The 23,744-nt window shown below is 72.1% G+C and carries 22 protein-coding genes and 4 pseudogenes; 10 read left to right on the top strand and 16 right to left on the bottom strand.

Annotation, left to right across the window (positions count from 1 at the left end; genetic code table 11):
* Positions 1–97: 97 nt before the first annotated feature.
* The 3 genes from ACGRHY_RS16365 to ACGRHY_RS16375 all read left to right on the top strand — a co-directional run bounded on the left by ACGRHY_RS16365 (position 98) and on the right by ACGRHY_RS16375 (position 1,991).
* Positions 98–937 (top strand): DUF4397 domain-containing protein, encoded by an 840-nt coding sequence (locus tag ACGRHY_RS16365; RefSeq protein WP_394636073.1) that lies wholly within the window; start codon positions 98–100, stop codon positions 935–937.
* Between the two features lie 5 nt (positions 938–942).
* The gene (locus ACGRHY_RS16370) at positions 943–1,629 is read left to right on the top strand and encodes a class F sortase (protein ID WP_394636074.1); all 687 of its coding nucleotides are present in this window, start codon (positions 943–945) and stop codon (positions 1,627–1,629) included.
* Between the two features lie 74 nt (positions 1,630–1,703).
* Entirely contained in the window at positions 1,704–1,991 is a 288-nt protein-coding gene (locus ACGRHY_RS16375) for a zf-HC2 domain-containing protein (RefSeq protein WP_394636075.1), read from the top strand.
* Between the two features lie 6 nt (positions 1,992–1,997).
* On the opposite strand, the pseudogene ACGRHY_RS16380 reads toward ACGRHY_RS16375, so the two are convergent.
* The 4 genes and pseudogenes from ACGRHY_RS16380 to ACGRHY_RS16395 form a co-directional block, all read right to left on the bottom strand.
* Positions 1,998–2,747, bottom strand: a pseudogene (locus tag ACGRHY_RS16380) (SAM-dependent methyltransferase).
* A 178-nt stretch (positions 2,748–2,925) separates the two neighbouring features.
* Positions 2,926–3,687, bottom strand: a complete 762-nt coding sequence (locus tag ACGRHY_RS16385) for a helix-turn-helix transcriptional regulator (RefSeq protein ID WP_394636076.1) — start codon at positions 3,685–3,687, stop codon at positions 2,926–2,928.
* Positions 3,688–3,922: 235 nt separating this feature from the next.
* On the bottom strand, positions 3,923–5,347 hold the full coding sequence (locus tag ACGRHY_RS16390) for a multicopper oxidase domain-containing protein (RefSeq protein WP_394636077.1): 1,425 nt from the start codon (positions 5,345–5,347) through the stop codon (positions 3,923–3,925).
* A 93-nt stretch (positions 5,348–5,440) separates the two neighbouring features.
* Positions 5,441–6,505 carry a multicopper oxidase family protein gene (locus ACGRHY_RS16395; protein ID WP_394636078.1) on the bottom strand — a complete coding sequence of 355 codons (1,065 nt, stop codon included), beginning with the start codon at positions 6,503–6,505 and terminating at the stop codon, positions 5,441–5,443.
* A 327-nt stretch (positions 6,506–6,832) separates the two neighbouring features.
* Here ACGRHY_RS16395 and ACGRHY_RS16400 point away from each other — a divergent pair, with 327 nt between their 5' ends.
* The gene (locus ACGRHY_RS16400; RefSeq protein ID WP_394636079.1) at positions 6,833–7,588 is read left to right on the top strand and encodes a YcnI family protein; all 756 of its coding nucleotides are present in this window, start codon (positions 6,833–6,835) and stop codon (positions 7,586–7,588) included.
* Positions 7,585–9,378, top strand: a complete 1,794-nt coding sequence (locus ACGRHY_RS16405; protein WP_394636080.1) for a copper resistance CopC/CopD family protein — start codon at positions 7,585–7,587, stop codon at positions 9,376–9,378. Before ACGRHY_RS16400 ends, ACGRHY_RS16405 begins: the two co-directional genes overlap by 4 nt.
* Before the next feature lie 10 nt (positions 9,379–9,388).
* Here the strand turns inward: ACGRHY_RS16405 and ACGRHY_RS16410 are convergent, their stop codons facing one another.
* Positions 9,389–9,868 carry a GNAT family N-acetyltransferase gene (locus ACGRHY_RS16410; RefSeq protein ID WP_394636081.1) on the bottom strand — a complete coding sequence of 160 codons (480 nt, stop codon included), beginning with the start codon at positions 9,866–9,868 and terminating at the stop codon, positions 9,389–9,391.
* 22 nt (positions 9,869–9,890) lie between these two features.
* Between ACGRHY_RS16410 and ACGRHY_RS16415 the strand changes: the two genes are divergently transcribed.
* Positions 9,891–10,688, top strand: coding sequence for an exodeoxyribonuclease III (locus ACGRHY_RS16415; RefSeq protein ID WP_394636082.1), 798 nt, complete (start codon positions 9,891–9,893; stop codon positions 10,686–10,688).
* A 170-nt stretch (positions 10,689–10,858) separates the two neighbouring features.
* On the opposite strand, the pseudogene ACGRHY_RS16420 reads toward ACGRHY_RS16415, so the two are convergent.
* Both ACGRHY_RS16420 and ACGRHY_RS30270 read right to left on the bottom strand, forming a co-directional pair.
* Positions 10,859–11,254 (bottom strand): annotated as a pseudogene (locus ACGRHY_RS16420) (integrase core domain-containing protein); the annotation flags it as partial.
* A gap of 45 nt (positions 11,255–11,299) precedes the next feature.
* Positions 11,300–11,413 (bottom strand): annotated as a pseudogene (locus ACGRHY_RS30270) (transposase); the annotation flags it as partial.
* 104 nt (positions 11,414–11,517) lie between these two features.
* Between ACGRHY_RS30270 and ACGRHY_RS16425 the strand changes: the two are divergent.
* Positions 11,518–11,652: pseudogene (locus ACGRHY_RS16425) on the top strand (exodeoxyribonuclease III); the annotation flags it as partial.
* Here ACGRHY_RS16425 and ACGRHY_RS16430 read toward each other — a convergent pair.
* Positions 11,640–12,923: an FUSC family protein gene (locus ACGRHY_RS16430; protein ID WP_394636084.1), complete on the bottom strand. Its 1,284-nt coding sequence runs from the start codon at positions 12,921–12,923 to the stop codon at positions 11,640–11,642. The pseudogene ACGRHY_RS16425 and the gene ACGRHY_RS16430 sit on opposite strands and share 13 nt — an antisense overlap.
* Before the next feature lie 90 nt (positions 12,924–13,013).
* Positions 13,014–13,877, bottom strand: coding sequence for a MerR family transcriptional regulator (locus ACGRHY_RS16435; protein ID WP_394636085.1), 864 nt, complete (start codon positions 13,875–13,877; stop codon positions 13,014–13,016).
* A gap of 183 nt (positions 13,878–14,060) precedes the next feature.
* Between ACGRHY_RS16435 and ACGRHY_RS16440 the strand changes: the two genes are divergently transcribed.
* Genes ACGRHY_RS16440 through ACGRHY_RS16450 form a run of 3 tightly spaced genes read left to right on the top strand, consistent with a single transcriptional unit; the run spans position 14,061 to position 17,454 of the window.
* Entirely contained in the window at positions 14,061–15,581 is a 1,521-nt protein-coding gene (locus tag ACGRHY_RS16440) for a flavin-containing monooxygenase (protein ID WP_394636086.1), read from the top strand.
* Positions 15,578–16,573: an alpha/beta fold hydrolase gene (locus tag ACGRHY_RS16445; RefSeq protein WP_394636087.1), complete on the top strand. Its 996-nt coding sequence runs from the start codon at positions 15,578–15,580 to the stop codon at positions 16,571–16,573. Before ACGRHY_RS16440 ends, ACGRHY_RS16445 begins: the two co-directional genes overlap by 4 nt.
* Positions 16,573–17,454, top strand: coding sequence for an SDR family oxidoreductase (locus ACGRHY_RS16450; RefSeq protein ID WP_394636088.1), 882 nt, complete (start codon positions 16,573–16,575; stop codon positions 17,452–17,454). Before ACGRHY_RS16445 ends, ACGRHY_RS16450 begins: the two co-directional genes overlap by 1 nt.
* An 82-nt stretch (positions 17,455–17,536) precedes the next feature.
* On the opposite strand, the gene ACGRHY_RS16455 is transcribed toward ACGRHY_RS16450, so the two are convergent.
* The 7 genes from ACGRHY_RS16455 to ACGRHY_RS16485 all read right to left on the bottom strand — a co-directional run bounded on the left by ACGRHY_RS16455 (position 17,537) and on the right by ACGRHY_RS16485 (position 23,543).
* Positions 17,537–18,322, bottom strand: coding sequence for an enoyl-CoA hydratase/isomerase family protein (locus ACGRHY_RS16455; RefSeq protein WP_394636089.1), 786 nt, complete (start codon positions 18,320–18,322; stop codon positions 17,537–17,539).
* 7 nt (positions 18,323–18,329) lie between these two features.
* Positions 18,330–19,463 (bottom strand): cytochrome P450, encoded by a 1,134-nt coding sequence (locus ACGRHY_RS16460; RefSeq protein ID WP_394636090.1) that lies wholly within the window; start codon positions 19,461–19,463, stop codon positions 18,330–18,332.
* 209 nt (positions 19,464–19,672) lie between these two features.
* The gene (locus tag ACGRHY_RS16465; RefSeq protein WP_394636091.1) at positions 19,673–21,037 is read right to left on the bottom strand and encodes a cytochrome P450; all 1,365 of its coding nucleotides are present in this window, start codon (positions 21,035–21,037) and stop codon (positions 19,673–19,675) included.
* A gap of 8 nt (positions 21,038–21,045) precedes the next feature.
* A complete protein-coding gene (locus ACGRHY_RS16470; RefSeq protein WP_394636092.1) occupies positions 21,046–21,636 on the bottom strand; it encodes a GTP-binding protein in 591 nt (196 codons plus the stop codon).
* Positions 21,611–21,985: a DUF742 domain-containing protein gene (locus ACGRHY_RS16475; RefSeq protein WP_394636093.1), complete on the bottom strand. Its 375-nt coding sequence runs from the start codon at positions 21,983–21,985 to the stop codon at positions 21,611–21,613. The genes ACGRHY_RS16470 and ACGRHY_RS16475 overlap by 26 nt, the downstream gene beginning before the upstream one ends.
* The gene (locus ACGRHY_RS16480; protein ID WP_394636094.1) at positions 21,982–22,386 is read right to left on the bottom strand and encodes a roadblock/LC7 domain-containing protein; all 405 of its coding nucleotides are present in this window, start codon (positions 22,384–22,386) and stop codon (positions 21,982–21,984) included. Before ACGRHY_RS16480 ends, ACGRHY_RS16475 begins: the two co-directional genes overlap by 4 nt.
* A complete protein-coding gene (locus tag ACGRHY_RS16485) occupies positions 22,386–23,543 on the bottom strand; it encodes an ATP-binding protein (protein ID WP_394636095.1) in 1,158 nt (385 codons plus the stop codon). Before ACGRHY_RS16485 ends, ACGRHY_RS16480 begins: the two co-directional genes overlap by 1 nt.
* Positions 23,544–23,744 lie beyond the last annotated feature (201 nt).

Consider the following 23,744-nt stretch of genomic DNA (forward strand, 5'->3'; position numbering starts at 1 on the left):
CGTGAAATCCGTCGTGAAGTGCATCCGAAGGGCCGGCAGTCCGGAAGAGAGGGTGAAGTCCCGCATCCGAGCGGGGCTCCCACGAAGGGAAATCCCGATGATGAACTCGCGCAGCAGGAAGATCGTGTCCGTCACCGCCGGTGCGTGCGCACTGTCCCTGGCCGTGGCCGTACCCGCCTCCGCGGACGCCCACGAGCAGGGCGAGAAGGCATCGGTCTCGGTCTTCCACGGCGTCCCCGGTCTCACCGTGGACGTCTACGCCAACGGAAACGAGCTACTCCCCGACTTCGAGCCCGGCACCCTGACCGAGCCTCAGTCCCTGGACCCTGGCACCTACGACATCGAGGTCTTCGCGGACGGCGAGGGCCCCGACGGCGACCCCGCCATCCAGAAGAGCGTCGAGGTCCCGGCCGGTGCGAACGCCACGCTCGCCGCGCACCTGAGCGCGGAGGGCGACCCGATGCTCACCGCCTTCGTCAACGACACCTCCAAGGTCCCGGCCGGGCAGTCCCGGCTGACCGTCCGCCACGTGGCCGCCGCGCCCGCGGTGGACGTCCGCGCCGGCGGAGAGCCGGTCATCGAGGGCCTGACCAACCCCAACGAGGAGTCGCTGGAGGTGCCCGCCGGCACGGTCAGCGCCGACGTGGTCCTCGCCGGCACCGACACCGTCGCCATCGGCCCCGCCGACCTGGAACTCGGTGAAGGTGCCAACACCGTCGTCTACGCCTGGGGCAGTGCCGAGGACGAGAACCTCGCGCTGAAGACGCAGACGATCAGCGGCATGGCCTCCGCGCCGGGTGGTGTGGACGCCGGTGAGAGCGGTGCGATGGCAGCGGACAACGAGTCCGCCACCACCTGGCTGGCCTGGGGCACCGCGGGCGCCGTCGCGGTCGCCGGTCTGCTGGCCGCCCGCCGCCGCTACGCCCGGGACAACTGACGGCCATGCGCGCCTCCATCCGGGGTGGGCGGCCCTCCGCGGCGGCCGTGACGGCCGCCGCGGTGGTCGCCGCCGTCCTGGCGGCTCTGCTGGCCTGGTCGCTGCTGCGGCCGTCCGGAGCCGTGGTGCCGCAGGACTTCGGCGACCGGCCGCGGGCCCAGGAGCCCGCGGCCGGGTCGCCGTTCGAGGTCCACGACAGCGAGGCGGAGGGTGCGGACGGCGCCGGGAACGCGTCCGCTCCCGCACCCGAGCCGGTGGCCCTGAGCATCCCCCGGCTCTCCCTGGAGGCCCGCGTCCAGGGCGTCGGGGTCGGGGAGGACGGCACGGTGGAGATCCCCGGGAACGCCGGGCAGGCCGGCTGGTACCGCTACGGGCCGGCGCCGGGCGCGCCCGCCGGATCCGCCGTCGTCGTCGGCCACGTCGACGACCGCACCGGCGACCTGGGCGCCTTCGCCAAGCTGTACGGCGTCCGCGAGGGCGACGACATCACCGTCGAGCGGGAGGACGCCCCGCCACTGCGGTACGAGGTGACGGCCCGTGAGGTGGTCGACCAGGACAGCCTCCCAGACGAGGTGTTCCGGCGCGACGGACGACCGGTGCTGACCCTGGTCACCTGCGCGCCCCCGTTCGACCGCGAAGGCGGCGGTTACCAGAAGAACCTGCTGGTGTACGCCGTCCCGGCCGGGGAGTGAGACCGCAGGGCCGGGCGGGCACGGTACGGTCCGGCGACAGGCCGCTACGGCGTCATGGCGAGGAGGAGGACGGCGTGGACCACTGCGACCCCACCCTGTCGGCCGCGCTCGCCTTCGGCGAGGCCTCCGAACAGGAGATCCGTGCCGCCGAGCGCCATCTGGAGCACTGTGCGGCCTGCCGCGAGGAACTGGCGGCCCTGCGGGAGCTGGCGGCCGCCGCCCGCGGCGCCGCCCCCGCCGACAGCGTGTCCGTACGGCCGCCCCCGCGCGTGTGGGAGGCCATCGCCGCGGAGACCGCCGCCGAACGGCGGGACGGCGGGCGGGACGGTGGAGGGAACGGAACGGCCAGCGGGCCGCGGTGACGCCGGTCAGCCGGCGTGGATCAGCGTGAGGTAGGCCGGCCCCAGCACACCCCGGTAGTGCAGCCAGGCTGACCGGTGCCCCTCCACACGCTCCCGGACTCCGGCGGCCGAGGGATGGTCGCCGTGACCCGCCAGTCACCCCTCGGCGTCGGCCAGGTAGCCCGACTCGAACTCCTCCCACCCGTCCTCGTTCGCCGTCTCGATCCACTCGACCCGGGACCCGGCGCCCACGGCGGCGTCCACCAGGCCCGCGAGGGGAAGGTGGTCCGAGGCGGACGCCCCCGGCCACATGCCCGACAGTTCGGCGGCGGTCGGGGTGCGCTGCCGGAAGCCCTCGCCCAGCAGGACGCGCTCTCCCGGGGAGACCAGCCCGCGGAGCTCTGCGAGGGCGGGGGCGGTGTGACCGGGCGGTCCGACGGAGGTGAGCGCCTGGCTCGCCCCGAGGCACAGCACGAGGTCGGCCGGCCCGCGCGACGCGGCGTCCCGGCGGCCGCGCTCCAGGTCCCCGGCGCCGATGTCCAGGCCCGCGCCCGTGGCGCCGGGCACGGCTTCGAGCACGCGCAGCGTCATCTCGCCCCAGCCGCACCCGATGTCCAGGACGGTGGCGGGGCGGTTGCGGGCGAGGCGCGCCACCATGTGGTCGGCCCGAGCCCCGGAGAGGGGGCCGTGGAAGGCGAGACGGGCCAGCCGGGGCGGCGCGTCGGTGTCGGTCACGCCGGGAACGCCAGCGACGCGGACGGCGGCGGAACAGCGAATATCCGGAAGGCGCCGGACATACGGGGAGGCGGGGAGGCGGGGACGAGCGCGGCGGTACGGACGGAGCGGCGGCCTTGCCGCAGGCGCGCACCCCCGCGTTCCCGGCCCGTCCTGACGGTGGTCACCTGCGCCCCCGTACGGCCCTGAAACGGTTGCCGGAAGAATCCGGCGCCCCCGGTCACTCCCCGTCGGGCGGCCTCACGGTGTCCGGTTCCCCGATCTGCGGCCCTCCGGCCTCCCGCTCCGTGGTGGTGTCCTCGGCGTCCCCCCCGGCCTTCTCGAACAGGGCGAGGCAGGGATGCTCCGCGCTGTGGGAGACCTTCAGGTCGGTGGCCCGCAGCGGCGCCCTCATCTCCGCCAGCGCACCGCGCATCAACCCCAGGTGGACCGAGCACACCACGTCCGGCCGCCGTTCGGCCACCGCGCGGAAGGGGCAGTGGTGCACGCGCAGTTCGGCCGGCCCGTGGGTCCGGTCGGTCCCGAAACCGAGGTCGCCCATCAGCGAGTCGATCCGCTCGAAGGCGTCCTCTGAGGAGACCGACGAGAACGGAGCCGGCCGCTCGACCAGATGGCGTCCCCATTCACGGCCCGCCGCGACCGCGTCCCTGGACGGGCTGGTGGAGGTGGCGGCCAGGTGCCCGGCCAGGATCTCGGCGAGCACCCGGTACCCGCCCGGGGGCTCGGTGGTTTTCCCGGAGACGGCCGTGTAGGTCAGTTTCGGCCGGCCCGGGCCCCCGCGGTCGGCCCGCCCTTCCGTCACCCGGCCGTCCTTGGTGAGCCGGGCCAGGTGGAACCTGACCGTGTTGGCGTGCAGTCCGAGCTCGTCCGACAGTTGCCGCACGGTGAGGGACTGCCCGGTTCGCCGCAGGGTTTCGAGGACGGCCTCCCGGGACGCGCCGGAGAGCCCGGAAGGGTTGCTGGAGGAATGAGAAGTTTTCATCCTATCAACGCCCGAAATAGTCGTGGGAACCGGGATTGTTCTGAGAAATTTGTCTCCAGCGTAACAAGGGTGCGGCCGGGTTGTTCCGTTCCGGCGTGCAGCCCCGCTGCGGACAGGACCGGCGTCACTGGTGAGGCCGGGTGGGGTGAGGGGCGCCCGGCGGACACGGGACCGTGTGCGCCGGGCGCCGGATTCCATCGTCCCGCCGCGGTGGCCGGGACGTCTCAGGGGGTGGTCAGTGCGCCTCCGCGGGGCCGTCCCCCGCCACGATCAGGCCGGCGGCGCCGCGTGACAGGTCCCTCATGATGTGGTTCACGAAGGTGTAGCTGCCGGCCTGGTCGACGGTGAACTCCACGAACCCGCCCTGGGTGGGGGCCAGGTCCAGGGTCTGGGAGCCGCCCTTGTCGGCGCTGTCCGGCTTCAGCACGTAGCTTCCCTCCTTCCACACCGTGTCGAAGATCAGGCCGACGGTGTGGAACGCCAGGGGCTCGTTGATCGCGGCGTTGTCGACCCAGATGCGGACCCGGTCGCCGACGTCGACCTTGATCGGCTTGTGGACGTACTGGTTGTGGTAGCCGTTGAAGACCACGCCGTCGTTCTCGCCGGCCATCATCTTCTTCAGGTCGGAGGCCTTGCCCTCAGGGCCCAGGTACAGCTCGGACTGGACCAGGGAGATCTCCTTGTCCACCTTCGGCAGGTTCGGCGGGTCGACGATCACCGCGCCGAACATTCCGTTGCCCATGTGGTGGATCATCGGGGCGACGCCGCAGTGGTAGGTGAAGATGCCGGCGTGCTTGGCCTTGAACTCGTAGACCAGCGACTCGCCCGGCTTGATGGGCCGCATCTCCACGTTCGGCGCCACCTCGGAGGCGTGGAAGTCGATGGAGTGGTCCATCGATCCGTCGTTGATCAGGGTGACCCGGAAGGTGTCACCCACCTTGCCCCGGAGGGTGGGGCCCGGGGCGGTGCCGTTGTAGGTCCAGACGGTCTGGGTCACGCCGGGGGCGACCTCGGCCTTCTTCTCCTTCACCCGCAGTTCCACCTTGTGGAGCTTGCCGGCGGGGGCGGGCTCGAGCGTCGGGTCGACCGCCTTCCACTTCGCGGACGGCTTGGCGTTCGCGTCGATCTTCGCGCTGTCGTCGGCCTCGGCGGTGCCGGAGTCTCCCCCGGCGGCCGCGGTGCCGCCCTTGACCTTGATGGCGAGCACCATTCCGGCGTCCTTGTGGCCCTCGACGGTGCACCACGCCTCGGTGGACTCGTTGATCGGCCCCCAGTCGAGGGTGGCCGACGCGCCGGGCTTGAACACCGTCGGGTCCTCGCCCTTGAGGCCGAGGGTGTGCTCCATGGCGCCCTTGTTGGTGACGTTGAGCTTGAGCTTCGCGCCGGCCGGTATCTCGATCGAAGCGGGCTTGACGTACATCTCGCCGAGTTCGATGTCGAAGGTCATGGTCTTGCCCGCGCCGGGGGCCGCCGCGGGAGCGGCGTCGGCGCCGGGCGCGGCCGCCCCGGCGGACGACCGGTCGGGCTGGAAGACCCCGACCAGTGCCATCCCGATCACGAGGCCCAGCGCGAGCGCGATGCTCACCACCGGTATGAAGGGGGTGATGACGCGCAGGAGTGCCTGCGGTCTTCCCTGAGGGGAATCCGTGTTGACGGACACGGTCGTACTCCAGTCTTGACGGTTGGGGACGGGGTGGGTGGGGGGGAGATCCCGAGAGGGTGACGGGGGGAGAGGGGCGGGGAGGCCGCTCCGTCAGCTCACGACCATTTCGGTGAACATGCCGAACATGCCCGACTTGCCTTCGGAGTGCGGGAAGATGTGGCAGTGGAAGGCCCACTTGCCCGCCCGGTCGGCCTTGACGAGCACGCTGTACCGCTCGCCGGGTGCGACGTTCACGGTGTCGGCCTTGTAGGGTTCCTTCAGGGGGAAGCCGTCCTTGGCGACGACCAGCTGGTCCAGCCCGTGCAGGTGCATCGGGTGCGCCATGGTGCCCGCGTTGACGTAGTGGATGAGGACCGACTCGCCCTTGCGGACCCGGATGGGTTCGGTGGCGGGGAACGACTTGCCGTTCAGGGACAGGCCGATGCTGCCCGCGTCCTGGAGCTGCATCGGTATCTCGTGGTCGGCCTTGATCTTGTCCGGCAGGGGCATGTCCCCGATCAGGAAGGCACCCCACAGACCGTTGGACACCTGCTCGGTGCCGTTGTGGTGCGAGTGGTACCAGCCGACGGACGCGCGCTCGGCCTTGATCTTGTACGTGAAGGTGTCGTCCGGCGGGACCGGGTCCTGGGTGATGTTCGCGACGCCGTCCATGGCGTTCTCGATGGGGATGCCGTGCCAGTGGATCACGGTGGACTGCGGCAACTTGTTCTTGAGGACCACCTCGACCTTGTCGCCGACGTCGACGCGGAGGGTGGGGCCGGGGACCATCCCGTTGTAGGACATGGCATCGACCACCTTGCCCGGTTCGACCTCCCACTTCACGGGCTTGGCGGTGAGCGTGAACCGCTTGGTCCCGTCCTCCAGGATCTTGGGCTTGATGACCTGCGCGCCCCTGCCCTCGGTCTTGGCCGGGAACGACTTGTCGCGCTTGGCCATCATTTCGTCCATGGACTTCCAGTCCTGGGCCTCCTGGTCCCCGGCGGAGGTGCCGGGGGAGGCGGGTGACGGGTCGTCGTCGTGCGTCGCGCCGTGGTCCGCCGCGGCACCGGCCGCCGGTGCCGGAGCGGGAGAGGTGGCCGGGGAGAAGGACCACCAGGGGACAGCGAGTGCCACTGTGAAGGAGACGGCGCCTACCAGCGCCTTTGTTCTCAACATGCTGCCTTCCTCGGGCTGGCTCGAGTGAGTGCCTAGTTTTTATCATAAAAAACAAGTGTCGTGTGTGTCTCGCAGGTCACATCCCGGTGGTGCGGCCCCGGTGGCCGGTCGACCCGCCGCGTCGCCCGGGTGGCCGCGGTCCGACCTCCCGGGCCGGATCGAATCCCTCTGGACTGGAGTTGAGGGGTTGGCGGGCGCCCGGAGGGTCGGCGGGGCAGGGGCTTGGGGTGGCGGCCCTTGTGTCGCCTGTCGAAGAGGCGGGGGTGAGAGAGAGGTTGTTTTTATGGTAAAAACTCTTCACCATCTCTGGCCGACTGGAGAACCCCCATGCGCCATGCCCTGCGCCGAGGCACCCTGGCCGCCGTGTCGGCGGGTGCCCTCCTGCTGGCGGCGGCCGGCCCGGCCGCCGCCCACATCACCGTCGACCCGCGCAGCACCGAGGCCGGGGGCTGGGCCAAGCTCACCTTCCGCGTTCCCACCGAACGGCCCGACGACGCGACCGTCCGGGTCGAGGTCGTCCTGCCGCAGGACCAGCCGCTCGCCTCGCTCTCCGTGCGTCCGACCCCCGGCTGGAAGGCCGAGGTCAAGAAGCGGAAGCTGTCCGAGCCGCTCGTCGTCCACGGCGACAGGAGCATCGACGAGGTCGTCTCCCGGATCGTGTGGACCGGGGGAGAGATACGGCCCGGAGAGTTCCAGGAGTTCGACGTCTCCGCCGGTCCGCTGCCCGAGGACGCGGACCGGATGGTCTTCAAGACCCTCCAGACCTACGACAGCGGCGAGGTGGTCCGCTGGATCGAGGAGCCCGCCGAAGGTGGCGAGGAGCCTGAGCGTCCCGCCCCCGTCCTCGCCCTGACTCCCGCGGCGGCCGCGGTGGACGATGCCCCCTCGGAAGCCGCGGCAGACGATGCCCCCGCGGCTTCCGAGGGCTCCCCGGAGGCGGCCGCACCGGCGGCGGAGGGGACGCAGGACGCGGCGGCCAGGCTGCTGGGCGGCGCCGGACTCGGGGCCGGTCTGGCCGGCCTTCTGGCGGCCGTCGCGGTACGGCGCCGGACCGGGCGCACCACCGACCGCGCCGGGTCGTGAACCGGGCCGCCTGCGCCCCGTCGGCCCCGCCGGGGCGCAGGGCACCGTCCGCACCGCGGCTCGTCGCGGCCCTGGTGCTCGGCGCGATCGGCGGGTTCCTGCTCCTGCTGACGGCGACGGCCGCCCCGGTCGCGGCACACGCCGAACCGGTCGTCACCACACCGGCGAACGGAGCGGCTCTCGAGCGGGCGCCGGAGACCGTCACCGTGCGGTTCGGCGAACGGGTCCGACCCGTCCCCGACGGGCTGCGCGTCCTCGGTCCCGACGGCACCCGGGTGGACACCGGGGAGGCGCCTGCCGACCCCGAAAGCATCGCGGCCACGCTCAGGGACGGCCTCGGCGACGGGGCCTACACCGTCTCCTGGCGCGCCGTCTCCGCCGACTCCCACCCGGTCCACGGCGCCTTCACCTTCACGGTCGGGCGGACGGGCTCCGCCCAGCCCCCGCCGCCGGGCGCCGGCCCGGGCACCGACCCGGTACTCGGCGCCCTGGTGACCCTCACCCGCGGCGCGGGCTACGCGGGCTTCGCCCTGCTCGCCGGCGCGGCCGGGACGCTGCTGCTGACGGCTGTGCCGGGTGCCGCCCGCGCGAGGCTGAACCGGCTGGCCGCCGGCGGAGGACTGCTCGTCGTCGTGGCCGCGGGCGCGGACCTGGTCGCGCAGGGCCCCCACGCGGCCGGAGCGGGCCCGGGGGGCCTCCTCGACCCGCGGTTCCTGGAGCCGGTGCTGACCGGACGGACGGGCATCGCACTCCAGGTGCGGGCCGCGCTCACCGCCCTCCTGCTGGTGCTGGTGGCTACGGACCGGCTGCGGCCGCCCTCCGGGCGATCCCTCCTCCGTCGCCTGGCGGTCGCGGTACTGCTCGCCGCCGTGGCCGCCACCTACGCCGCGACCGGGCACGCGGCCACCGGGCACCTGGTCCCCCTGGCGCTGGCCGCCGGCGTACTGCACCTGCTGGCAATGGGGCTCTGGCTAGGCGGGCTGGTCGCCCTGGGACTTCTGTGTGCCGGGCGGACCGGCTCCGAGCCACCGACCGCGGCCATCCGCCGGTTCTCGCCACTGGCCGCCTGGTGCGTCGCCGTGCTGGCCGTCACCGGGCTCTTCCAGGCGAACCGTCAACTCGGCGATCCGGCAGCTCTGCTGGACAGCGGATACGGCCGGCTGCTCGTCGCCAAGACGGCGGCCGTCCTCGCCGTACTAGCACTGGCGTACCGTGCGCGTCGCTGGGTGCGCGCGCACGGTACGCCGTACGCCGCCCCGCCCCCGGCCGGCGCGCTGCGCACCGTGCGGCGCACCCTCGCGGTCGAAGCGGTGGGCGGTGCGCTGGTGCTCATCCTGTCGACCCTGCTGGCCGGCTCGGCCCCGCCACGGGACGTCCCCGCTCCGCCGGCGGGCCCCGCCGCCGTACGGATGGAGGCCGGTTACGACACCGGCGGTGCCGCCGGCCGCGGCACCGTCACGGCCCGGATCGTCCGGCGGGGCGACAGGACCGGGCTGGACCTGCGGCTTGCCGCACCCTCCGGCAAGCCCGTACGGCCGGAGGAGGTCACCGCCGCCTGGACGCTGCCCGCACTCGCCCTCGGTCCCCTGCCGGCGGACCTGGAGCCGGCCGGACCGGGCCGCTGGCGGGGTACGACGCGGCTGTCGCCGGACGGCGACTGGCGACTGGCGGTCACCGTCCGCACCTCCGACGTGGACGTGGCCACCGTGGTCTTCGACGGCATCGTGGCCGCTCCCGGTCCTGCCGGCCGGCCGGCAGGACCTGAGGGCGGGGGCGGGGAGCGGCGGTGAGGGGCGGGCCTCAGCGCAGCGGCTTGGCGTAGCAGCGGCTGTCGGGCTCGTGGCGGTAGATCCCGAACTTCTCGGTGGGCGTGTAGCCGCTCGACTCGTACAGCGCCATCGCCTCCGGCTGCGCGGTGCCGGTCTCCAGCACCATCCGCAGCCGCCCCGCCTGCCGTGCGTCCTCCTCCAGCAGGGCCAGGATGCGGCGGGACAGCCCCCGGCGCCGCGCCTCGCGGACCACGAACATCCGCTTGAGCTCGGCGTCGCCGTCGCGGTAGTTCTCCCCGTTCTCGTCCATCGCCCGCCAGCCGCCGGTGGCCACGGGCCGGTCCCGCTCGTCGTGCGCGATCAGGAACAGGCCGTTCGGCGGCGAGAACATCCCGGGGTCCAGAGGTGTGACATCGCCCTCGCCGCCGTAGCGCTCGGCGTACTCCAGCTGCACCAGATCGGTGAGCTTCGCGGCGTCGGGGTGGTCGTAGGCGACGGGCGTGATGCGCATGGCCGCATCGTAAGGTGCCGGGGTGCTGACGATTTCGACGGTCAATGTGAACGGGCTGCGCGCCGCCGCGAAGAAGGGTTACACCCAGTGGCTGGCCGCCACCGACGCGGATGTGGTGTGCCTGCAGGAGGTGCGTGCCGAGCCGGACCAACTCCCCGGCGGGGTACGCGATCCGGAGGGCTGGCACGCGGTGTACGCCCCGGCCGCAGCCAAGGGACGCGCGGGTGTGGCGGTGCTCACCCGGTGCGCGCCCGAGGATGTGCGAGTGGGGTTCGGGGTGAGCGAGTTCACGGACTCCGGCCGCTATCTGGAGGTGGACCTGCCGGGCCTGACCGTCGCCAGCCTCTACCTGCCCTCGGGCGAGGCCGGCACCGAGCGGCAGGAGGAGAAGGAGCGCTTCATGGCGGCCTTCCTGCCCTATCTCGCCGGGCTGCGCGAGCGCGCCGCCGCGGCCGGCCGCGAGGTCCTGGTCTGCGGCGACTGGAACATCGCCCACCAGGAGGCCGACATCAGGAACTGGAAGGCCAACCGGAAGAACTCCGGCTTCCTGCCCGAGGAGCGCGCCTGGCTCGGCCGGGTCCTCGGCGAGGCGGGCTACGCCGACGTGGTCCGCCGGATGCATCCGGATCAGGACGGGCCGTACTCGTGGTGGTCCTACCGGGGCCGAGCCTTCGACAACGACGCGGGATGGCGCATCGACCTGGTTTGCAGTTCGCCTGGCCTGGCGCAGCGGGCGGTGAAGGCATGGGTCGAGCGGCCGGCTACGCATGCGGAGCGCTGGTCCGACCATGCCCCCGTGACGGCGGTCTTCGAGGCGTAGGCCAGGGCAGCAGCAGGACGACAGCGACAGAAAGTCGAGTTTGGTCACAGCTCTCCAGCTACCTCTGCAGACACCTATCTATTTCTTGCGTAGAGGGAACAGTGGAACCGTAACCAAACAAGATTAAGTAGTGAGCTGCCCCGAGTTTCGTGGAGTCCGCGATCGTGTGATCAAGCGGTCTGCGGGACTTCGTCCAGTTGCGCCCAGTGCGCCTGTTCGTACTCGTCGGGTGGTGCGTAGCCCAGGGCGGAGTGGAGGCGTTCACCGTTGTACCGCGTGACCCACCGGAAGACGGCCCGCTCGGCCTCGTCGAAGTCCCGCCATGGGCCCTGATGCTCAATCAGTTCGGCCTTGAACGTGCCGTTCAGTGCCTCGGCCATCGCGTTGTCGTAACCGTCCGAGACGGAGCCCACCGACGCTGAGGCACCGACCTCCGCGAGACGTTCCGTATAGCGAATGGATACGTATTGCGACCCTCTGTCGCTGTGGTGGATGAGCCCGGCGTCCTTCTTGATCTTCTGCCGCCACAGCGCCATTTCCAGCGCGTCCAGCGGCAGGTCGGTGCGCAGGTGGGTGGCGGCCTCGGCCTGGCGGACCCAGGACCTCAGGGCTTCCTTGTGGATGCCGAGGTCGCGGGCGACGTGGGCCACAGGACGGCCTGTCGAGCGGACCTCGCGCACCGCGCGCTCACGCAGCTCATCAGGATATTTACGGGGCGCTGGCATTACTCGTGGTTCTCCTTACGCCTGGAAGCGTAACCCAGGCTTCAGGGACTCCACGAAGATCAGTGCAGCTCATGCCGGGCAGCGTGCTGGACTCTGAACCGTCCGGGTTGCGCATCGACTACCACGTGGCCACCGAGCCGCTGGCGCAGCGGGCGGTGAAGGCGTACGTGGAGCGCGCGGCCGATCACGCGGGCCGGTGGAGCGACCACGCGCCGGTGACCGTCGTCTACGCGCCCTGACGGCCGGAGGCGTCTCCGCCGCCGTCCCCGTCTGTGCCGCCCTCCCCGTCCCCGCCGCTTCCCGCGCCGCCCTCGCCACGCCCGCCCGGCAGGAGGCTCGTGGCCAGCCGGCGGGATTCCGCCAGCAGGGGGCCCAGTACCGACAGCCCATCCGGGACGGCGGCGGCGTGCCGGGGGAGATCGGCGCGGAGCCGGTCCTGCTCGACGCGGATCTCCCCGACGGCCTCGCGCAGTTCGCGGCGGGCCGTCTCGGGGGCGTCGCCGGTGACCGTGCGCCCGTAGGCGTTCAGGGCGGCGGCCACCTGACGGAGGAAGCCGACGTAGGGGCGGGTGACCTCATGGCCGGGACGGGGTACGTCGTCGCCCTCGTCGGCGGCCTCCAGCAGGGTCCGGGTCAGGACGGTGAGGCGTTCGGCGACGTCCTCCAGGGTGGCCAGCGTCTCCTCGTACACCGCCGTCAGCCGCGCAGCCTCGGCGCGGCGGCGGCTCTCGGGGTTGAGGCGCACGCTCTCGCGGCTCCAGCCGACCGCGGACTCCACGCCGCGGATCAGCCGGGGCAGCCGACAGGCCCGGTCATACCAGGCGCGGACGCGGTCGTACTCCCAGGGCTCGTCCAGGCCGTCCGCGACCTCGGTCACGATCTCCCGCGCCTCGCGGACGGCGGAGTCCACCGCCTCGCGCGCGCTGCGCAGATGGACGGGCGGCAGGACGAGCGCGTTGACGCCGACGCCGACGGCGGTGCCCAGCAGGGCGGCCAGGACACGGGAGACGGCCGAGTCGAGCGTGGCCTCGCCGGGGACGAGGGTGAACAGGGCGGCGGTGGAGGCGTAGATGCCCTGGGCGCCGAAGCGCGGCCAGTTGCCCAGCAGGGTGGTGACGGGCAGGACGAGGATCATCACCAGCACCGGATGGCCCAACGGGATGACCAGGGCCGCGGCGAGCACCGTGCCGAGGGTGATCGCCATCGTCTGCTGGAGCCCCTGCCACACCGAGCGGTAGACGGTGGCCTGCACCAGGACCACCGCCACCCAGGGCGCCATCAGGGCGAAGGCGTCGGGCAGCAGCCAGGTGGCGGCCAGCCAGGCCAGGACGGCGGCGAGCGCGGCCTTGAGGGACTGGACTACGGCGTCGCGCTCCCGGCCCGGCCCCCGCCGGGCGCGGCGCAGGGAGCGGGCGCCCCAGGAGACCTCGGCCCGCACCGCACGCACGGCGCGGGTCGCGGGGGAGGGGCGGTCGGAACGCGTCGTGGACCCGGACTGTGTGTGCACCATCGAGGTACGGGTTGCCGTGCGGGCGGCGGCCATACATGTGCTTCACGGGCACCGTGCCGCGAATGGTCCGTCATCGGGCCGCCGGCCCGTTCAGCCGCCGGACCGGCTCCGAGACTCCCCGTCCGGTTCCGGCCCTTCGGCTTCCCCGTCCGGCCGGGACCAGCTCTCCAGCTCCGCGCGGACGCGGCGGTCCATGGCCAGCGCCAGTTCGACGTCGACCACCTGCTCGGCCAGCGGGCGCAACCGGTCCATCACGTCCGACAGGCGCCGCAGGTCGTCGGGGGAGAGTTCGCGGACGTCCGTGAACAGATGGACGCGGACGAGGTTGGTGAACAGGTCGGCGACGGCGTCGGCGTGCTCGCGCACCACGCGCCCGGCCTCCAGCACGGCCCCCAGCGGGATGCCCTCGCCCACCAGGGCGGTGGAGGCGTCGAGCAGGCGGCGGCTGACGTGGACGACCTCGTCGCCGTCGACGGCGACGTAGCCCAGGTCCAGGGCGGCGGCGAGGTTGCCGGAGGTGACCTCGCCGGGGAAGTGCGCGGCCAGGTCCTCGGGGGTGAGGCGGACGGGGGTCTCCTGTGACCAGGGGGAGACGAGCGCGCTCTCCAAGCCGAGCAGTTCGGCCGTGCCGCCCGCGTCCCGGCCCTTCTCGAAGGCGTCGATCAGGTCGGCGATCCCGCCGAGGGTGTGGCCGCGGGCCAGCAGTGCGGAGATCGTCCGCAGCCGGTTGAGGTGGTGCTCGTTGTACCAGGCGATGCGGCCCTCGCGGCGCGGCGGCGGGAGGAGTCTGCGCTCGCGGTAGAACCGCAGGGTGCGCACGGTGATGCCGGCCGCCCCGGCGAGTTCGGCCGTGCGGTACTCGGCGGGCGGGGCCGTGCCGTCCTCCTCGGGTCCGGTCCGCGCGTGCGCCGCGCCGTCCGCTCGTCCGCTGTCCGCCGATGTCCTGTCCGCCACACCGGAGAGCCTATGCGGCGGGCGCGGCCGGGTGCCCGGGACAGGGGTGCAACCGGCGGTAACTTTCCCTCGCCGCACCCCTACCCATGGGTACGTTCCTGCTCTACTCTCCAACCATGCCAGTGATTACTGGCGTGTTTGATGGGCGAGGACACAGAGGACACACCGGAGTCGGGAGGCGGCATGGCCGGACACGAACACGTACGGGTGGCGGTGATCGGGTCGGGATTCGGAGGCCTGGGCGCCGCCGTACGACTGCGCCGCGCGGGCATCACGGACTTCGCCGTACTGGAGCGCCGCGACTGCGTGGGCGGCACCTGGCGCGACAACAGCTACCCCGGGTGCGCCTGCGACGTGCCATCCCACCTCTACTCGTTCTCGTTCGCGCCCAACCCCGACTGGCCGCGGAACTTCTCCGGACAGGAGCACATCCGCGCCTATCTGGAGAAGGTCGCCGACACCTTCGGGCTGCGCCCCCACATCCGCTTCAACTCCGAGGTGCTGGGCGCCCGCTGGGACACCGGGGCGCTGCACTGGGAGATCGAGACAGGCCGCGGCACCCTGACCGCCGACATGCTCGTCTCGGCCACCGGCCCGCTCTCCGACCCGAAGATCCCCGACATCCCCGGCCTGGACGGCTTCACCGGCAAGGTCTTCCACTCCGCCCGGTGGGACCACGACTACGACCTGCGCGGCAAGCGCGTCGCCATGATCGGCACCGGCGCGTCCGCCATCCAGATCGTCCCCTCGATCCAGCCGCTGGTGGACAGACTCACCCTCTTCCAGCGCACCCCGCCGTGGGTCATGCCGCGCATGGACCGGGAGATCACCGGGGCCGAGCGCTGGCTGCACGCCAAGGTGCCCCCCACACGCGCGCTGCGCCGCCGGATGCTCTGGCTGATCAGGGAGTTCCAGGTCGGCGCCTTCACCAGGCACCCCGCACAGCTCGGTCTGGTGGAGAAGCTCGCCAGGCACCACATGACCAAGGCCGTCAAGGACCCGGTGCTGCGCGCCAGGCTGACCCCCGGCTACCGCATCGGCTGCAAGCGCATCCTGCTGTCCAACACCTACTACCCGGCCCTGGTCCGGCCCAACGTGGACGTGGTCGCCTCCGGTCTGAAGGAGGTGCGCGGCAACACCCTGGTGGCCGCCGACGGCACCGAGGCCGAGGTGGACGCGGTGGTCTTCGGCACCGGCTTCCACGTCACCGACATGCCGATCGCCCGGCGGATCACCGGCGCGGACGGCATCACGCTGGCCGAGGCATGGAAGGACGGCATGGAGGCGCTGCGCGGCTCCACGGCCACGGGCTTCCCCAACTTCATGACCGTCATCGGGCCCAACACCGGCCTCGGCAACAGCTCGATGATCCTCATGATCGAGGCGCAGCTGAACTACATGGTCGACTACCTCGGGCAGTTGGGGACGCTCACCGCCGGATCGGCCGGCCGGGCCGCGCTCGACGCCCGCCCCGAGGCGGTGCGCTCGTGGACCGAGCACGTCCAGCGGCGGATGACGCGCACCGTGTGGAACACCGGCGGCTGCGACAGCTGGTACCTGGACGCGAACGGCCGCAACACCACCGTGTGGCCGGGCACGACCGGCGAGTTCGCGAAGGTGACCAGGCAAGTGGACCTGGCCGAGTACGAGGTGCTGCGGGCCCCGGCCCGCGCCGGACAGCGGAAGGCGGAGGCGACCCGATGAGCCGTGGATCCCGTGCGACCGGCGGACCGTACGCCCCGCCCGCCCCCCGCCGCGAGCTGACCGTCACCTCCGCCGACGGCTCCCGGCTGCACGTCGAGGAGCACGGGCGCGAGGAAGGGCCCACCGTCGTCCTGGTGCACGGCTGGACCTGCTCGACCGCCTTCTGGGGCCCCGTGGTCCGGCGGCTGGCCGGCGGCCACCGGGTGTTCGTCTACGACCAGCGCGGCCACGGCCGCTCCCCGGCCGTCGGCCCCGACGGCTACAGCACCGACGCCCTCGCGGACGACCTGTGCGCCGTCCTGGACACCGCCGTGGGCACCGCCGGGTCCCGGGCGATCGTCGCCGGGCACTCCATGGGCGGCATGACGGTCATGGCCGCCGCCGGGCGCCCGCAGGTGCGCGAACGCGTCGCCGCCGCGCTGCTGTGCAACACCGGCAGCTCCCGGCTGCTGCACGAGTCCACCGTCGCGCCGCTGAGAGCGGGGAAGCTGCGCCACCGGATCCAGAAGGCCGTACTGGGCTCCAGCCTGCCGCTGGGGCCGGTGACGCCGCTGGGCATGCGCGTCCTGCGGTACGCCACGATGGGGCCCGGTGCGACGAAGGAGCAGATGGATGCGTGCGCCCGGATCGTCCACGCCTGCCCGCGCACCGTACGCGCCTCCTGGGCCCGGAAGGTCCTGGCCGTGCTGGACCTGGACGCGCGGCTCGCCGCCCTGGACCTGCCCGTCGGCGTCATCGCCGGCGAGAAGGACCGGCTCACCCCGCCGGTGCACGCCCGCCGCCTCGCCGGGGCGCTGCCGAACTGCACCGGCCTGACCGAACTGGCCGGCCTGGGGCACATGACGCCCCTGGAGGACCCCGACGCCGTCGCCGGCGCGGTGGCCGCGCTGGTACGCGACCACCTCGCGGCGGACACGGCGCACGACGCGGAGCGGAACACACCGCCGGACACACCGCCGGCCGAGGCGCCGGCCGGGAAGGAGAGCGCGTAATGGCACGCAGAGACCTCCAGGGCCAGGTCGCGGTGGTGACGGGCGCGGCCCGGGGCGTGGGCGAACTCCTCGCCCGCAGGCTGGCGGCGCGCGGCGCGCGGCTCGCGCTGGTCGGACTGGAGCCGGACGAGCTGAAGAAGGTCGGCGAGACACTGCCGACGGACTCCGCGCACTGGCACGCCGACGTCACCGACCACGCGGCCATGTCCCGTGCGGCCCGCGAGGTGCGTGAGCGCTTCGGCGCGGTGGACATCGTCGTCGCCAACGCCGGCGTGGCCACCGGCGGTCCCTTCACCGGCTCCGACGAGACCGCCTGGCGCCGGGTCATCGAGGTCAACCTGATGGGCAGCGCCACCACCGCCCGCGCCTTCCTGCCCGCCCTGATCGAGTCGCGCGGCTACCTGCTCCAGATCGCCTCGCTCGCCGCGCTCACCCCGGCCCCGATGATGACGGCGTACTGCACCTCCAAGTCGGGTGTGGAGGCCTTCGCGCACAGCCTGCGCGCGGAGGTCGGCCACCAGGGCGTGCGCGTCGGCGTCGGCTACCTGAGCTGGACCGACACCGACATGGTGCGCGGCGCCGACCAGGACGAGGTGCTGCGCGACCTGCGCGGCCGGCTGCCCTGGCCGGCCAGCAGGACCTATCCGCCGGGCCCGGCGGTGGACCGGATCGTCGCGGGCATCGAGCGGCGCTCGTTCCACGTCTACGGGCAGTGGTGGCTGCGCGGCATGCAGTCGGTCCGCGGCTGCCTGCCGGGGATCATCGGCCGGGTCGGCCAGCGCGAGATGAGGCACTTCGCCCCCCGCCTGGCCGCTGCCGGCCCCCGCGGCCTGGTCGGCGCGGGCGGCGCGGCGGACGAGAAGGAGCGCACGGAGGGCTGAGGGCCGGCGCCGCCGGGCCGAGGGCCTCCCGGGCGGTGTGCCGGCGGGCGGGGGAGGGGCGGGCCCCCGCCCGCCGGGGGCGTCAGCCGCGCCGGGAGGCGGAGCCGGCGGCGCACGTCGCGGACAGCAGCTGGGCGTCGAGCAGGCCGCCGTCGGCCAGCCGGCTGCCCCTGGAGTAGGCGCCCAGTACCGCCTTCGCCAGCGGCAGCGCCCCGGGGGGACGGCGGGTCAGCGGGTCGACCCACGCACTGACGGCCGCGTCGAGCCCCCCGGCCGGTACCACTTTGTGGAGGATGGACAGGTCGTGCGCCTGCGCCGCGCCGAAGGGGGCGCAGGTGAGGATGAGTTCACGGACCCTGGCGGTCCCCGCCTCGGCCAGCAGGCGCGGCAGGACGCCGCCCCACACGGGCGCTATGCCGAGGGCTATCTCGGGAAACCGGAACCGGCAGGTGTCCGTGCCCACCCGCAGGTCGCAGAAGACCGCGAGGGCGAGACCGGCCCCGACGACCTTCCCGTGGAGCCGGGCGACGCTGACCGCGCTCGTGGTGTCCAGGGCCTCGCAGACGCGCCGGGCCTTGTCCGCGATCACGCGGAGTTCCGCACCGGTGGGGTCGGCCTCCAGCGTCGCCGCGAACTCCTCGCGATCAGCGCCCAGGCAGAAGTGCTCGCCCGCTCCGGAGAGGACGAGCACCCGGATCCCGGGGCGGTCGTTGACCGTGCCGAGCACGTCGAGGAGTTCGTCGAGGATGTCCGCGGTCAGGGTGTTGCCGGTCTCCGGGCTGTTCAGCACCACGTTCAGGACGGGGCCGTCGCGGCTGACCCGGAGGGCCTTGTAGTCGTGGACGTCCTCGTTCGCAACTCTTCTCACGGCAACCTCAGGGTAGGGCTACGGGCAGGGTCAGCAGACGCCGGAAGGCGACTCGGGGGGCCCACTCCGGCGGGCGGGCCGGGCGGAGCGCGGGGAAGCGTTCCAGGAGCGCGGTCAGCAGGGTCGTGGCCTCCAGGCGGGCCAGGGGCGCGCCGAGGCAGTAGTGGATCCCCCCGCTGAAGCTCAGATGCGCCGCCTTGCGGCGGATGTCGAAGACGTCGGGGTCGGTGTGCCGGGCCGGGTCCCGGTTGGCCGCGCCCACCATGAGGTGCACCGTCCGGTCCGCGCGGACATCGGTACCGGCGATGGTGAGGTCCTTGGCCGCCACCCGGCTGATCACGTGTGTGGGGGCGTCGTAGCGCAGCACCTCCTCGACCGCGCCGGGCACGTGCTCGGGGTGGGCGCGGAGCCACGCCCACTGCCGCGGGTGATCCAGCAGGAGCCGCACCATGGTGGACAGCAGGGTAGAGGTCGTCTCCAGGGCGGCCAGCAGCACGAACAGGGCGGTGTGGCAGACGGCCTCGTCCGCGGTGTCCCGGTCGGGCTCGGCCTCGTCCCAGAGCCGGATCCACGCCGACACCGGGTCGGGGCCGGGGTCGGCACGCCGCTCGCGCACCAGGGCCGCGAAGTACGCGTGCAGCTCCGTCGTGGCGGAGTCCGAGAGCGCCAGCTGGCTGGCCGAGGGCAGGAGTTCCTGGGCGAACACCTGGTCATGGGTCAGGTCGCGCAGTAACGGGTAGTCGGACGGCGGCAGCCCGAGCCACCGCCCTATCGTGACCACGGGGAGTTCCTCGCTGACCAGCATCCCGAAGTCGGCCTCCCCCGAGGCGAGTCCACCGGCGAGCCGGTCGAGCAGGCCTCCGGTCGTCTCGGCGATCACGGGGCGCAGGGCCTCCAGGGATCCACGGTCGAGCACCCTGCCCGTCGCCCTGCGGGCGCGGGTGTGCTCCGGGGGGTTGAGCGCCGGCAGGGTCCTGCCCATCATGCGCGAGGAGGCCGCGCTCCAGCGCGTCGACCCTCCCTGGCGTAACCGCCAGTCGGCGTCGGGGACGAGCCAGTCCCTGCTGCGCAGGATCCGGTCGCACAGGTCGAAGGACGTGACGAGCAGCCCTCCCCAGGGAGCCGGGACGACATCACCCATCGACCGGAGTTCCGCGTAGTAGGGGAACGGGTCCCTCTGCCCGTTCCCCGTTCTTAACCTGGAGAAAAGGGCTACCACGGAACGCCGGTCGACAGCCGGGGATTTCACGCGGGTGACTCCTTCGGTAGATCGGTCGGATCAGCCCGACGTGTCTACCCGCGTGGATAAAACGTCATGCGAGCATGCGCGGACAGGTGTTGTTACCTGGGTCACGCACCCGTCAGCCACTTCAGGAACGAACTCCACCGTGTGGTCTTGGCCGGCCGGGACTGTCCGGAGGCCGTGGCACCGCCGCCGGAGCCGCCCGTCGGCCCGGACGACTGCTGGGAGGACGGGGCACGCCGGACGGGCGGCGAGAGGGGGGTGAAGCGGACGGGCAGCGCGGTGAGTGTCCTGCTCCAGGGAGAGGGTTGCCAGGTCAGCTCCTGGAAACCGACGGCCAGCGTGATGTCGGTCAGCCGGTTGAGCAGCCTCTCGATGGCCGCCGCCCCGATCAGATGTGCCGGTTCCTTGGCCGGGCAGACGTGCGGGCCCGCACCGAACGCGAGGTGCGCCCGTCCTCTGACCGACCAGGACCCCTCGGCCAGGGAGAGGTCGGTGTTGGCGGCCGCGAAGCTGATGACCACGGGCTGGTCGGCCTCCAGGACCCTGCCGTCGAGTTCCACGTCCCGCACGGGGTAGTGGACGGCGTAGTTGGCTATGGGGGCGTACCTCCACAGCACCTCCTGGACGGCGTCCTCGACCAGCAGTTGGGTGCCCGAGTACTTGTCGTCGCCGAGGATGAGCGCGGTCCCGGTGCTGATGAGGGACATCAGGGGCGCCGTCCCGCCCGACAGCAGCGTGACGAGCTGGTTGACCATCTCCTCGTCGCCGAGGTCGGCCGGATGCCTCAGCAGGTGGGAGGTCACGTCGTCGCCGGGGGACTTCCGCTTGAGGGCCACCAGTTCGTGGAGGGCCTGCCCGAGCACCTGGTTGGCCCGCTCCGCGTCGACGCCCTCGAAGATCCCGGAGATGCCGAAGACGATCCTGTCACCGATGTCGGCGGGGCACCCGAAGAGGTTGCTGAAGACCAGGAGGGGAAGCTGCTGGGCGTAGTCGACCACGAGGTCGGCCCTGCCCCCGGGACGACCGCTGAACTGGCCGATGAGGTAGTCCGCGACCTGCTCGACATGGCGGCTCAGCCGGTGCGGGTCCACGGTGGCCAGGCTGTCCGTCACCGCCTGCCGAAGCCGCGCGTGGTCGGCACCGTCCGAGAACAGGGCGTTGGGCCGGTGGGCCATCATGGGCAGGGCCGGACTGTCCGCCGGAACGCGGCCCTCGCCGAGGGCGCGCCAGCGTCGTGCGTCCCGGACGAAGGTGGCCGGGTTCTGCAGGATGTGCAGCGCGGCCGGGTAGCTCGTCACCAGCTCGGCCTCCACGTCCGGGGCCATCTCCACCGGTGCGCTGGCGCCGAACCGCCGCAGGTGGTCGTAGTAGCCGTCCGGGTCGATGCCGAAGCCTTCGGTGTACAGCGGGACGCGGCCGTGGGCGGGGCAGCCCGGCGGAGGCCCGTTGCCGTCTGGTTGCTGCTGCATGAGTGCTCCTATCGGGTACGGGAGTGGAGGTACTCCACGAGAGTGATCAGCGTGTCCGCCGCGGCCTTCCGCTCCCGCACGTCGCACGGGACGACGGGGACATCGGCTGTCAGGTTGAGAGCCTCGCGCACCTCGTCCATGTCGTACGAGGACGATCCGTCGAAGTGGTTCACGCCCACCGCGACCGGCAGGCCGTACTGCTCCACCAGGTCGAGGATCTCGAACGACCTGTCCAGCCGCTCCGGGTCGATCAGCAGGAGCGCTCCCAGGGCGCCGTGGGAGAGGTCCTCCCACAGTTGCTTGAAACGCTGCTGGCCGGGGGTGCCGAAGAGATACAGGACCACGGTGTCGCTGAGCGTCAGACGCCCGAAGTCCATGGCGACCGTGGTGGTCGTCTTGTCCGGGGTGCCCGACAGGTCGTCGACCCCCGTGCTGGCCTGCGTGATCACTTCCTCGGTGCGCAGCGGTCTGATCTCGGAGATGCTGCCCACGAAGGTCGTCTTCCCGACGCCGAAGTGACCGACGACCAGGATTTTCACAGCGGTGTGGACGGACGACCCCAGGTGTGTCGGTTCACGCGAAGCGAGTTCGGAGGCCATGCAGTACATCCTCAAGAAGTTGTCGGTCGGCGCGCTGGGCGCTCGGCACCGGGGCGCGGGTGTGAATGAGACCGCTTTCCGCGAGTTCGGCGAGGACGCCCCGGACGATGCCCAGCGGGAGGCCCATGTGCCCGGCGAGTTCCGCGACCGAGAGATAGCCCTCCAGACACATGTTCAGGATGCTGCGGGCCTCCGGGGTGAGCACCCGGCTGTGTGACGCCTCGTCCGCGGCCGTGACCAGCGTGGTGACGGAGAAATCCCTGTCGGACGGGAGGTCGCGGCCGTTCGTGATGACATACGGCCGAACTAATTCACCGACCAGTTCGAAGTTCGATTCCTCGGTGGTCACCGGTCATCCGCCTTTTCGCGAGGCGGCGATGTCATTTCCCGGCCGAGCCGCTGCACCAGTTGCTGCATGCGGAACGTGATGTCCCCCATGTCGACGCTCTCCGAAGCGGAGACGGCCAGGAAGGCCCCGTCGCCGGCCTTGATGAGGAAGACCCAGCCGTGGTCGAACTCGACGACCGTCTGGCGCCACAGAGGCGGATCGGCGGGACCCGCGAACTCGTTCGTGGAGCGGCTGATGGACTGCAGGGCACTCATCGCGGCGGCCGCGGTGTCGGCCAGGTCCGGGTGGAGGTTCTCTGTCGCGCCCCTCCTGAGGCCGTCGGCGGACAGGAGCAGCGCGTGCCGCGCCCCGGGCACCTTGCGGATGTCTTCGAGCATCCACGACAGGTCTTGTGCGAACATCAGGACTCCTGCCCTTCCTGGCTTGCCGCGGTGGTCTGCCGGCCCGTCCGCGTGCCGCGCTGGAACGCGGCCATCCGGGCGGCGGCCACCTCACTGCTCTGCTGCTCGTCGACGTCCCGGCCGTCGAGTTCCTCCTGCGTGCGCACGATGGCGATGGGAGCCTGCCGGGCGGCCCGCTTGGGCAGGCCGTTGGCGGTGCGGCCGGAGGGTTTCGGTGTGCCGGCGTCGTGCCGGGGGGCGGCGGTCATGTCCGGGCTGCTCCTCCGCTCGGTGTGCTCCGTCGTCAGGAGCTTCTCGGGGAGCCGCACGACCGCTCGTACGCCTCCGTAGGGAGAGGTGGAGCTGACGTCCACGCTGAACTCGAATCGCTGGGCCAGTTCCGCCACCACGGGGAAACCGAACTGAGGGGGGTTCCCCAGGTCGGACAGGCCGGGCGTGCGGGACCCCGAGAAGAGTTCGGCGGCCTTCCGCCTGTCCTCCTCGCTCATGCCGATGCCGGCGTCGTCGATGATGATGCACAGGCCGCTCTGGACCGGTTGCAGGTTCACCTCGATGGTGGTTCCCGGCGGGGAGTAACTCGCGGCGTTGTCCAGCAGTTCGGCGATGGCCAGCGCGACACCGCTGACCGCGCCGGGGACGACGGCGAAACCGCTCTGCGAGCGGATCTTGATCCGGTCGAAACGGCTGATCTGCCCCTGCGCGCTGCGGATCACGTCATAGACGGAGGCGGAGTCGTTCCTGCGCCCGGAGAAACCACCGCAGAGAACGGCGATTCCCAGTGCGCGCCGGGCGAACTGGGCGTTTGCGTGGTTGATCCCCAGCAGTTGCTTCAGGATCTGGTGTCCGCCGTACTCCCGCTGGAGTGCGTCGAGTTGGACCTGCTGCTCCCCCGCGAGGAGACGGAGCGTCTGCATGGCGGACTTCAGGACGGTCGCGATCTGCCCGTCGGTGGCCTCCTGGACCTCCCGAAAAGCTTCACGGGAGCTGCGTTCGGATTCCTCCGCAGCCCTCTTCAGGTCGGCTATCCGGGCATCCCGCAGCGTTAACTCCTTGCGGTGCCGGGTGGCCTTCCGTCTGCTGCGGACGTTCGCCGACAGGGAAGCGAGCACTGCAATGACCAGGACCCAGAAAATCGGATCCTGCCAGTATTCTTCCATGAGCTCTCTTCTGGCTGAGGGTCATGAGATGGTTGGGCGTTGGCTGCGGCGCGCAGAACACGAAAAGGCGAGCTGGGGCTGCTGTGGCCGGCCACGCTCCGCGTTTCCCCAACGCTGCCGGCGTGGGTGGCCGGTGGACCCCGGGTCCGGGCCGACAACGGGCGGATACGGCCCTGCGCTTCTGACGATTCGAGTTCCGCT

It is taken from the genome of Streptomyces shinuiensis (assembly GCF_043660855.1).
Classification (GTDB): Bacteria; Actinomycetota; Actinomycetes; order Streptomycetales; family Streptomycetaceae; genus Streptomyces.

What these genes read in the sequence shown, in the direction of transcription:
- ACGRHY_RS16365 (WP_394636073.1), top strand. Translation starts at nt 98, where the DNA reads ATGATGAACTCGCGCAGCAGGAAGATCGTGTCCGTCACCGCCGGTGCG.
- ACGRHY_RS16370 (WP_394636074.1), top strand. Translation starts at nt 943, where the DNA reads ATGCGCGCCTCCATCCGGGGTGGGCGGCCCTCCGCGGCGGCCGTGACG.
- ACGRHY_RS16385 (WP_394636076.1), bottom strand. Translation starts at nt 3,687, where the DNA reads ATGAAAACTTCTCATTCCTCCAGCAACCCTTCCGGGCTCTCCGGCGCG.
- ACGRHY_RS16395 (WP_394636078.1), bottom strand. Translation starts at nt 6,505, where the DNA reads ATGTTGAGAACAAAGGCGCTGGTAGGCGCCGTCTCCTTCACAGTGGCA.
- ACGRHY_RS16400 (WP_394636079.1), top strand. Translation starts at nt 6,833, where the DNA reads ATGCGCCATGCCCTGCGCCGAGGCACCCTGGCCGCCGTGTCGGCGGGT.
- ACGRHY_RS16410 (WP_394636081.1), bottom strand. Translation starts at nt 9,868, where the DNA reads ATGCGCATCACGCCCGTCGCCTACGACCACCCCGACGCCGCGAAGCTC.
- ACGRHY_RS16430 (WP_394636084.1), bottom strand. Translation starts at nt 12,923, where the DNA reads ATGGTGCACACACAGTCCGGGTCCACGACGCGTTCCGACCGCCCCTCC.
- ACGRHY_RS16440 (WP_394636086.1), top strand. Translation starts at nt 14,061, where the DNA reads ATGGCCGGACACGAACACGTACGGGTGGCGGTGATCGGGTCGGGATTC.
- ACGRHY_RS16445 (WP_394636087.1), top strand. Translation starts at nt 15,578, where the DNA reads ATGAGCCGTGGATCCCGTGCGACCGGCGGACCGTACGCCCCGCCCGCC.
- ACGRHY_RS16450 (WP_394636088.1), top strand. Translation starts at nt 16,573, where the DNA reads ATGGCACGCAGAGACCTCCAGGGCCAGGTCGCGGTGGTGACGGGCGCG.
- ACGRHY_RS16460 (WP_394636090.1), bottom strand. Translation starts at nt 19,463, where the DNA reads ATGGGTGATGTCGTCCCGGCTCCCTGGGGAGGGCTGCTCGTCACGTCC.
- ACGRHY_RS16465 (WP_394636091.1), bottom strand. Translation starts at nt 21,037, where the DNA reads ATGCAGCAGCAACCAGACGGCAACGGGCCTCCGCCGGGCTGCCCCGCC.
- ACGRHY_RS16470 (WP_394636092.1), bottom strand. Translation starts at nt 21,636, where the DNA reads ATGGCCTCCGAACTCGCTTCGCGTGAACCGACACACCTGGGGTCGTCC.
- ACGRHY_RS16480 (WP_394636094.1), bottom strand. Translation starts at nt 22,386, where the DNA reads ATGTTCGCACAAGACCTGTCGTGGATGCTCGAAGACATCCGCAAGGTG.
- ACGRHY_RS16485 (WP_394636095.1), bottom strand. Translation starts at nt 23,543, where the DNA reads ATGGAAGAATACTGGCAGGATCCGATTTTCTGGGTCCTGGTCATTGCA.